A 7,810-nucleotide genomic window follows, 5' to 3' on the forward strand; every position below is an offset into this window, starting at 1 on the left:
GTTCCTTTGCTGAAGCCTATTTTAATTCCAGCCACTGCGGCTCGATGCCGCGCGAGCGCAGCCAGGCGGCGAGCGCCTGGCCGGTGCCCTGCGGCCAGCACTTGAGCTGCTCGGGCGGGATCAGCTTGTACTCGGCCAGTTCGGGCGACAACCGGATCTCACCCTGGCAGGTCGCATGGTAGGCAATGATCACCTGATTCATGCGCTGGAAGTCCCACACGCCCAGCAGCTGGAGCGCATCGACCCGCAGTGCCGTCTCTTCCAGCACCTCGCGGCGGAGGCCCTCCTCGGGCGTCTCGCCGGCCTCCATGAAGCCGGTGATCAGGCCGAAGAAGCGCCCCGGCCAGGCCGCGTTGCGTGCCAGCAAGACCTGGCCCTCGCGGTCGGTGCATTCGATCACCGCGGCCAACACCGGCGTCGGGTTGTTCCAATGCGTGAAGCCGCAGTTCGGGCAGCGCAGCCGGGTCTTCGGGCCGCCATCCTCGTCCCGCGCCAGCCAGGCCAGCTCCGTGGCGCAGCTGGGGCAGAAACGGTAGGCGGCCGGCGCATTCATGCGGGAAACACCCCGGTGGACAGATAGCGGTCGCCGCGGTCGCAGACCACGAAGACGATGGTGGCGTTCTCCACCGTGCGCGCCAGCTGCAGTGCCGCCCAGCAGGCGCCGGCCGCCGAGATGCCGCCGAACAGCCCCTCCTCGCGCGCCAGGCGGCGCGCCATCTCCTCGGCATCCGACTGGCTGACCAGCACCAGTTCGTCCACGGCCGAAGGGCGGTAGATCTTTGGCAGGTAGGCCTCGGGCCATTTGCGGATGCCGGGGATGCGGGAACCCTCCGCGGGCTGGGCCCCGATGATGCGCACCTGCGAGTTCTTCTCCTTCAGGAACTTGGAGACCCCGGTGATCGTGCCGGTCGTGCCCATCGCGCTGACGAAATGGGTGATCTGCCCCTCGGTGTCGCGCCAGATCTCGGGACCGGTGGTCTCGTAATGGATGCGCGGGTTGTCTTCGTTGGCGAACTGGTCCAGCACGTGCCCTTTGCCGTCGCGCTGCATCTGTTCGGCCAGGTCGCGGGCATATTCCATGCCGCCGGAGCGCGGGGTCAGCACCAGCTCGGCGCCGAAGGCCTTCATGGTCTGGGCACGCTCGATCGACAAATCCTCCGGCATGATCAGCACCATGCGATAGCCGCGGATCGCCGCCGCCATCGCCAGCGCGATACCGGTATTGCCCGAGGTGGCTTCGATCAAGGTATCGCCGGGCCGGATGTCGCCACGCTCCTCGGCGCGGCGGATCATGCTGATAGCCGGGCGGTCCTTGACCGAACCGGCGGGGTTGTTGCCTTCGAGCTTGGCCAGGATCACATTGCCGCGCGAGGCAAGCTCTGACCCCAGGCGCTGCAGGCGCACCATGGGCGTGTTGCCGATCACATCTTCGAGGCTGGGATACTGTTTCTGCTTGCTCATGCGCGCATTGTCGCAGTCAATGAAAGGCATTGCATGGCATAATCCTTGGCTTCAGCAAACGCGCATTGCCGAGACTGGCCCGGGTGGCGAAATCGGTAGACGCAGGGGACTCAAAATCCCCCGCCGCAAGGTGTGCCGGTTCGAGTCCGGCCCCGGGCACCAGCAAGCAAGGCCCGCGCTGAAACCATCAAGCCGCTCTCTCCGAGCGGCTTTTTCGTTTCGGCGCCCGCGCCCGGCGCTGCGCATACACTCTGCCGCTTACCCACGGCCCTTCCTTCGCTGCGTTCACAAGCTCTGCCATGCCCCATCTGCCCTCGGTTACCAAAGCCTTCATGCTGGCCTGCGTGGGCCTGTTCTGCGCCTTCCTGCTGTTGCCGCCCTCGCTGGAGCTGATGTTCGCGCTGTGGCCGCTGCAGAGCGGCCGCTTCCTGCCCTGGCAGCCCGTCACCTATGCCTTCCTGCACGGCGACATGCTGCATCTGTTCTTCAATATGCTGGGCCTGTGGATGTTCGGCTCGGAGCTGGAGCGCGTCTGGGGCGGCAAGCGCTATCTGCAGATGCTGGTCGCCAGCATCCTCAGCGCGGCGGCCGTGCAGCTGGTGTTCACGTTGCTGATCGGATCCTTCTCGCCCACGGTGGGGGCCTCCGGCGCGCTGTTCGGCCTGCTGCTGTCCTTCGGCATGCTGTTCCCCGACCGCATCATCATGCCGCTGTTTCCGCCGATCCCGATGAAGGCCAAGTACTTCGTCGCCATCTTCGGTGCGCTGGAGCTGCTGATGGGCCTGTCCGGCCGCAGCGGCATCGCCCACTTTGCGCACCTGGGCGGCATGCTGGGCGCCTTCCTGCTGATCCGCTACTGGCGCAGCGGCAGCCGTCGCCGCTGAGCACAGCCCCCCCTACGCGCTGCGCGCGCCCCTCAAGGGGGCGAGGCCGCAGGACCGGCGGAGCCGGATCCTCGGCCTCCGCGCGATCCACACACTCAAGCAAGTAGCCCCTCCGCTGGCTGCGGATAGCGCAGCCTCAGGCGCAGTTCCTTCTTCAATCGGCCGTTGTCGAGCCGGCGCGATTCGCTCCAAAAGCTCAGCTGCAGCGGTGACATCTGCGCCGCGGCCTCGGCCCGCGTGATGCGCGGCGGCGGCGGCAGGCCGCAGAGTTCGGCCGCCAGCTCGAAGTAGTCGCCCATCAGCAGTTCGCTGTCATCGCAGGCATGCAGCACGCGCTGCGGCAGGCCGCGCCACAGCGCCGCCACGCAGGCGCGCGCCAGATCGTCGGCATGGATATGGTTGGTGTAGACATCGTCCGTGCGCGCCAGCACCGGCGTGCCGCGTGCCAGGCGTTCGCGCGGATGGCCGCCGGCGCGGTCCGCCGCATAGATGCCGGGCACGCGCAGGATGCTGACGCGACAGCCGAAGCGCGCGCCGAACCAGCGCAGGCGCTGCTCCGCATCGACGCGCCGCCGCGCGCGGTCGGTCGCCGGCGCCACCGGGCGCGTCTCGTCGAAGCGCGCCCCGCCGGCATCGCCGTAGACCCCCGTGGTGCTGGCATAGACCAGCGCGCGCGGCGCGCGATCGCGCGCCAGTGCGCGCAGCAGGTTCAGGGTGCGTCGGTCCTGGTCGCCCTGCCCTTGCGGCGGCGCCAGATGCAGCACCCGGTCGGCCAGGCCGGCCAGCCGCGCCAGGGTCTCCGGCCGGTCCAGGTCCCCCCACAGCGGCGTCGCGCCGCCCGCCCGCAGTGCCGCGAAACGCGCCGGGCTGGAGCTCAGCGCAAACACCGGCAAACGCCCGCCCAGCAGCCTCAGCACCCGCAGGCCCACATCGCCACAGCCGATGATTAGCAGACGCGGGGGCGACGGGCGGGCGGTCATGAAGAGGTGACTTTCGTGGGCTCAGGCAAAATAGAGGGCGAGTGTACGGCCCGCCCGCATCCGAGGCGGGCCGCGTTTTTGTCGGCCCTGCCGTCAGCCCTAGCCTTTTGCCCATCACCATGAATTTCCAGGTTACCGTCCAGCCCAGCGGCCGCGTCTTCGAGGTCGCGAGCGATGAAACCATGCTGGGAGCCGCCATCCGCCAGGGCGTGGGCCTGCCCTATGGTTGCAAGGACGGCGCCTGCGGCTCCTGCAAGAGCCGCCTGCTGGAAGGCCGCGTGACCCTCGGCCCGCACCAGCCCAAGACCCTGACGCCGGAGGAGGAAGCGGCCGGCTTCGTGCTGACCTGCTGCGCCACACCGCAGAGCGACTGCGTGCTGGAGGCCCGCACCGTGCCGGGCGCCGGAGAGTTCGCGGTGCTGAAGCTGCCCAGCCGCGTCATCAGCCTGGACAAGCCGGCCGGCGACGTGGCCGTGGTGCGCTTGCAGCTGCCGGCCAATCTGAACTTCCAGTTCCATGCCGGCCAGTATGTGGAGTTCATCCTGCGCGACGGCGCACGCCGCTCCTACAGCATGGCCAATGCGCCGCACAACCTGGGCACACCGGCCGCGATCGAGCTGCACATCCGGCACATGCCCGGCGGCAAGTTCACCGACCATGTGTTCGGCGCGATGAAGGAAAAGGACATCCTGCGCATGGAAGGCCCATTCGGCAGCTTCTTCCTGCGCGAGGACAGCGACAAGCCGATGATCCTGCTGGCCAGCGGCACCGGCTTCGCGCCGATCAAGGCCATCATCGAGCGCATCCAGCACCTGGGTCTGAGCCGCCCGGTGGCGCTGTACTGGGGCTGCCGCAGCAAGGCCGACCTGTACCTGCACGACTGGGCCCTGCAGGCCGCCAGCGCGCTGCCGGACTTTTCCTATGTGCCGGTGCTGTCCGAGCCCAGGCCCGAGGACGACTGGAGCGGCCGCAGCGGCTTCGTCCACCAGGCGGTGATGGCCGATTTCCCCGACCTGTCGGGTCATCAGGTCTATGCCTGCGGCGCGCCCATCGTCGTCGAGTCCGCCCAGCGCGACTTCGTGGCACAGTGCAGGCTGCCGGCGGAAGAGTTCTACGCCGATTCGTTCACCTCCGAAGCAGACAAGCATTCCGGCTGACGGCCGGCGCGGCCGCGGAGAAGACTCATGGCGGCCCAGGCCGCTATAGGTCGCAACCACAAGCATTGATGTTCGAACCGCCCTACGTCGCCGTCGACCGCTTCCAGGCACAGCTCAATGAGCAGGGCCATGCGGTGATCTCGCCCGCCAGCGTGCAGCGGGCCTTCGGCGTCACGGGGGCGGAACTGGCCGCGCTGGAACCATTCTGGAACCAGCTGCCGCCCGACGCTTATCTGCGCGACGGCGGTCGTTACCGCTTTCGCCGCCATGGCTGCTTCGTCGCCGAAGGTACGCGGCTGCGCCAGGTCGAACATCGCGCCCATTGGCAGCCGCTGGACTACAACGCGCTGCATGGCGGCATCGAACGCTGGTTCGAGCCGGTGCAACCCGAGGCCGTGGCGCTGCCGGCCTGGGGCGCGCTGATGCGGGGCCTGACCGGCGTGGCCTCCGCGCTGAAGGGCCGGGACAACCATGTCGGGCCCTGGTTCATCGAGGCGCACCAGTTCCGCATCGACACCACCGACGGCATCGGCCGCCCCACGCCCGAGGGCGCGCACCGCGACGGCGTCGATCTGGTCGCGGTGTTCCTGATCGGCCGGAAGGGCATCAAGGGCGGCGAGTCGCGCGTCTTCGAGGCGCGCGGCCCGCAGGGCCAGCGCTTCACGATGACCGCGCCCTGGACCCTCTTGCTGCTCGACGACGAGCGCATGATCCACGAAACCACCCCGATCCAGCCGGCGGCCGAGCATGGTCACCGCGACACCCTGGTCGTGACCCTGCGCGCCGGCGGCTTCCAGGGGCCCTGATGCCGCTGCGGCATGGCCCCATGCCCAAGCGGCAGGGGCCGGTGCCGCCTGCCCTCCTACACTCGTGAGGCCCCGCGCCACAAGCGCGGCTCCCGGCGCCACCCCGGCGCCCCAACCCAAGCACCACGAGTGCAAGCACCCATGAACGCGATCTCCGATCTCGCGCGCGCCATCGTCGCCGACGCGCCCTCCTCCCTCCCCTCCTCCCTGTTCGGCCTGCCCGAGCAAGCACCGCACGAGAAAGTGCTGCTGGCCGCCGACGCCGAGACCGGCCTGAAGGCCATCCTGGCCGTGCACAGCACGGCCCGCGGCCCGGCCTTCGGTGGCTGCCGCTTCTGGAGCTACGACAACGAGCTGGCCGCGCTGAACGACGCGCTGCGCTTGTCGCAGGGCATGAGCCTGAAGAACGCGCTGGCCGACCTGCCCTTCGGCGGCGGCAAGGCGGTGATCATCAGGCCGCAGGGCTGGAATGAGAGCAACGACCGGGCCGCGCTGTTCGCCGCCTTCGGCCGTGCCGTGCAGTCGCTGAATGGCGCCTACATCACCGCCGAGGACGTGGGCACCACCACCGCCGACATGCGCGGCATGCAGAGCCAGACGCGGTACGTCAGCGGCATCCCGCGCGAGGCAGGCGCCTTTGGCGGCGACCCCAGCCCCAAGACCGCCTACGGCGTGTTCGTCTCGATCGACGAAGGCGTCAAGCGCGTGCTGGGCCGGGCCTCGCTGGAAGGCACGCGCGTCGCCATCCAGGGCCTGGGCGCGGTGGGCTGGCATCTGGCCGAGTACCTGCACCGGGCCGGCGCCAAGCTGATCGTGGCCGACATCGATGCCGCCAAGGTCGAGCGCGCGCGCTCCGAGTTCGGCGCCGTCGCGGTCGGCATCCACGAGATCATCGCCGCCGACGCGGACGTGCTGGCGCCCTGCGCCCTGGGCGCCGCGCTGAACGCGCTGAGCGTGCCGCAGATCCGCGCCCGCCTGATCGCCGGCGCCGCCAACAACCAGCTGGCCACGCCGGCCGATGGCGACGCGCTGCAGGTCCGCGGCATCGCCTACCTGCCCGACTACCTGGTCAATGCCGGCGGCATCATCTCGGTGGCGCGCGAGTACCGCGGCGAGGGCGAGGAGGCGGCCGTGATGGCCGAGGTCGGCCGCATCCGCGAGCGCGTGGCCGAGTTGCTGGAGCGCGTGCGCCTCGGCAATTCCACGCCGGCCCGCGAGGCCGATGCCTGGGCTCGCGCCAAGCTGGTCAGGCCCGTGCGCTAAGCGCCATCCGCGGGTCGCCGGCCTGCTAGGCTAGCGGGATGAACAGCACCCGCCATATTTCCGCTCCCATCAAGACCCGCCGGCTGCTGCTCGCGGGTCTTGCCCTTTCGTCCACCCTGTTCGGCGCCGGCCAGGCGCTGGCTCAGGCCAGCAAGCCGCTGCGCCTGATCGTGCCCTATGCACCGGGCGGCCCGCTGGACATCGTCGCACGCGCGCTGGCCGAGCGGGTCAAGGACAAGCTCGGGTTGGTGATCATCGAGAACAAGGCCGGTGCCGGCGGCAACCTCGGCGCCGATCTGGCGGCCAAGGCCGCGCCGGACGGATCGACCCTGGTGATGGGCGCGGTCGCGACGCATGCGATCAACCCCTGGCTGTTCAGCAAGATTCCCTATGACCCGATCCGCGACTTCACGCCGATCACCCTGGTCGCGCGCGTGCCCAATGTGCTGGTGATGAATGCCGAGGCCGCGCAGCGCCTGAAGATCGACAGCGTGGCCGACCTGGTGGCCTATGCCAGGAAGAATCCCGGCAAGCTCAACTACGGCTCCGGCGGCAACGGCAGCGCGGGCCATCTGGCCGGCGAGATGTTCAAGGCCCAGGCCGGCGTGTTCATGACCCATATCCCCTACTCGGGCGGCAACCCGGCCCAACTGGCCCTGGTCTCGGGCCAGGTGGACCTGAACTTCGACAACCTGGCCAGCGCCTCGGCCAATATCAAGTCCGGCAAGCTCAAGGCCATCGCGGTGACCACGGCCAAGCGCGCCGCGGCCCAGCCCGAGATCCCGACCATCGCCGAAAGCCCGGCCGCTCTGGGCCTGGCCAGGTTCGACATCAACACCTGGTTCGGCCTGTTCGGCCCGGCCAAGATGGCGCCGGACACCGTCAAGACCCTGAACGCCGCCTTCGTCGACGCCCTGAACTCGCCCGAGATGAAGGCCCGCATGGCCACGCTGATGGCCGAGCCCGCGCCCAGCACGCCCGAGCAGTTCGGCGCCTTCGTCAAGGGCGAGCTGGCCAAGTACGAGGGCGTGGTCAAGCGCTCCGGAGCCAAGCTCGACTGAGCCCCAAAAGCAAAGGCGGCCGAGGCCGCCTTTGCTGCGTCAGCGCCTTGCGCCGGTTCGCCGTGGCTACTCGCCCAGATAGGCGGCGCGGACCTTGGGATCGCTGAGCAGGGTCTTGCCTTCGCCGGTCATCGTGACCAGGCCCGACTCCATCACATAGCCGCGGTTGGCCAGCTGCAGCGCCCGGCTGGCGTTCTG

At 69.3% G+C, this 7,810-nt stretch carries 8 protein-coding genes, 1 tRNA gene and 1 pseudogene; 6 read left to right on the forward strand and 4 right to left on the reverse strand.

The annotated features are described in order from the left end of the window. Nucleotides 1-16 precede the first annotated feature (16 nt). Together AC07OQ_RS23790 and cysM are read right to left on the reverse strand one after the other, a co-directional pair. The gene (locus tag AC07OQ_RS23790; protein WP_495055627.1) at nt 17-553 is read right to left on the reverse strand and encodes an NUDIX domain-containing protein; all 537 of its coding nucleotides are present in this window, start codon (nt 551-553) and stop codon (nt 17-19) included. Beyond that, nucleotides 550-1,461 carry a cysteine synthase CysM gene (gene cysM, locus AC07OQ_RS23795; RefSeq protein ID WP_495055628.1) on the reverse strand — a complete coding sequence of 304 codons (912 nt, stop codon included), beginning with the start codon at nt 1,459-1,461 and terminating at the stop codon, nt 550-552. The genes AC07OQ_RS23790 and cysM overlap by 4 nt, the downstream gene beginning before the upstream one ends. A 77-nt stretch (nt 1,462-1,538) precedes the next feature. Here cysM and AC07OQ_RS23800 point away from each other — a divergent pair. Together AC07OQ_RS23800 and AC07OQ_RS23805 are read left to right on the forward strand one after the other, a co-directional pair. Continuing rightward, nucleotides 1,539-1,623, forward strand: a tRNA-Leu gene (locus AC07OQ_RS23800). A 137-nt stretch (nt 1,624-1,760) separates the two neighbouring features. Then, nucleotides 1,761-2,345: a rhomboid family intramembrane serine protease gene (locus tag AC07OQ_RS23805; RefSeq protein WP_495055629.1), complete on the forward strand. Its 585-nt coding sequence runs from the start codon at nt 1,761-1,763 to the stop codon at nt 2,343-2,345. A gap of 95 nt (nt 2,346-2,440) precedes the next feature. On the opposite strand, the gene AC07OQ_RS23810 is transcribed toward AC07OQ_RS23805, so the two are convergent. After that, a complete protein-coding gene (locus tag AC07OQ_RS23810; RefSeq protein WP_495055630.1) occupies nt 2,441-3,325 on the reverse strand; it encodes an SDR family oxidoreductase in 885 nt (294 codons plus the stop codon). Between the two features lie 119 nt (nt 3,326-3,444). On the opposite strand from AC07OQ_RS23810, the gene AC07OQ_RS23815 reads away from it, so the two are divergent. From AC07OQ_RS23815 to AC07OQ_RS23830, 4 genes are all read left to right on the forward strand, one after another. Beyond that, the gene (locus AC07OQ_RS23815) at nt 3,445-4,482 is read left to right on the forward strand and encodes a CDP-6-deoxy-delta-3,4-glucoseen reductase (RefSeq protein WP_495055631.1); all 1,038 of its coding nucleotides are present in this window, start codon (nt 3,445-3,447) and stop codon (nt 4,480-4,482) included. A gap of 68 nt (nt 4,483-4,550) precedes the next feature. Then, nucleotides 4,551-5,288 (forward strand): 2OG-Fe dioxygenase family protein, encoded by a 738-nt coding sequence (locus AC07OQ_RS23820; RefSeq protein ID WP_495055632.1) that lies wholly within the window; start codon nt 4,551-4,553, stop codon nt 5,286-5,288. A gap of 141 nt (nt 5,289-5,429) precedes the next feature. Further along, nucleotides 5,430-6,551, forward strand: a complete 1,122-nt coding sequence (locus AC07OQ_RS23825) for a Leu/Phe/Val dehydrogenase (RefSeq protein WP_495055633.1) — start codon at nt 5,430-5,432, stop codon at nt 6,549-6,551. Nucleotides 6,552-6,589: 38 nt separating this feature from the next. Beyond that, nucleotides 6,590-7,612 (forward strand): Bug family tripartite tricarboxylate transporter substrate binding protein, encoded by a 1,023-nt coding sequence (locus AC07OQ_RS23830; RefSeq protein ID WP_495055634.1) that lies wholly within the window; start codon nt 6,590-6,592, stop codon nt 7,610-7,612. 66 nt (nt 7,613-7,678) lie between these two features. On the opposite strand, the pseudogene AC07OQ_RS23835 reads toward AC07OQ_RS23830, so the two are convergent. Continuing rightward, a pseudogene (locus AC07OQ_RS23835) lies at nt 7,679-7,810 on the reverse strand (ABC transporter ATP-binding protein); the annotation flags it as partial.

The sequence above is a fragment of the Roseateles sp. GW821-FHT09B06 genome (assembly GCF_059418245.1).

What these genes read in the sequence shown, in the direction of transcription:
- AC07OQ_RS23790 (WP_495055627.1), bottom strand. Translation starts at nt 553, where the DNA reads ATGAATGCGCCGGCCGCCTACCGTTTCTGCCCCAGCTGCGCCACGGAG.
- AC07OQ_RS23805 (WP_495055629.1), top strand. Translation starts at nt 1,761, where the DNA reads ATGCCCCATCTGCCCTCGGTTACCAAAGCCTTCATGCTGGCCTGCGTG.
- AC07OQ_RS23825 (WP_495055633.1), top strand. Translation starts at nt 5,430, where the DNA reads ATGAACGCGATCTCCGATCTCGCGCGCGCCATCGTCGCCGACGCGCCC.
- cysM (WP_495055628.1), bottom strand. Translation starts at nt 1,461, where the DNA reads ATGAGCAAGCAGAAACAGTATCCCAGCCTCGAAGATGTGATCGGCAAC.
- AC07OQ_RS23815 (WP_495055631.1), top strand. Translation starts at nt 3,445, where the DNA reads ATGAATTTCCAGGTTACCGTCCAGCCCAGCGGCCGCGTCTTCGAGGTC.
- AC07OQ_RS23830 (WP_495055634.1), top strand. Translation starts at nt 6,590, where the DNA reads ATGAACAGCACCCGCCATATTTCCGCTCCCATCAAGACCCGCCGGCTG.
- AC07OQ_RS23820 (WP_495055632.1), top strand. Translation starts at nt 4,551, where the DNA reads ATGTTCGAACCGCCCTACGTCGCCGTCGACCGCTTCCAGGCACAGCTC.
- AC07OQ_RS23810 (WP_495055630.1), bottom strand. Translation starts at nt 3,325, where the DNA reads ATGACCGCCCGCCCGTCGCCCCCGCGTCTGCTAATCATCGGCTGTGGC.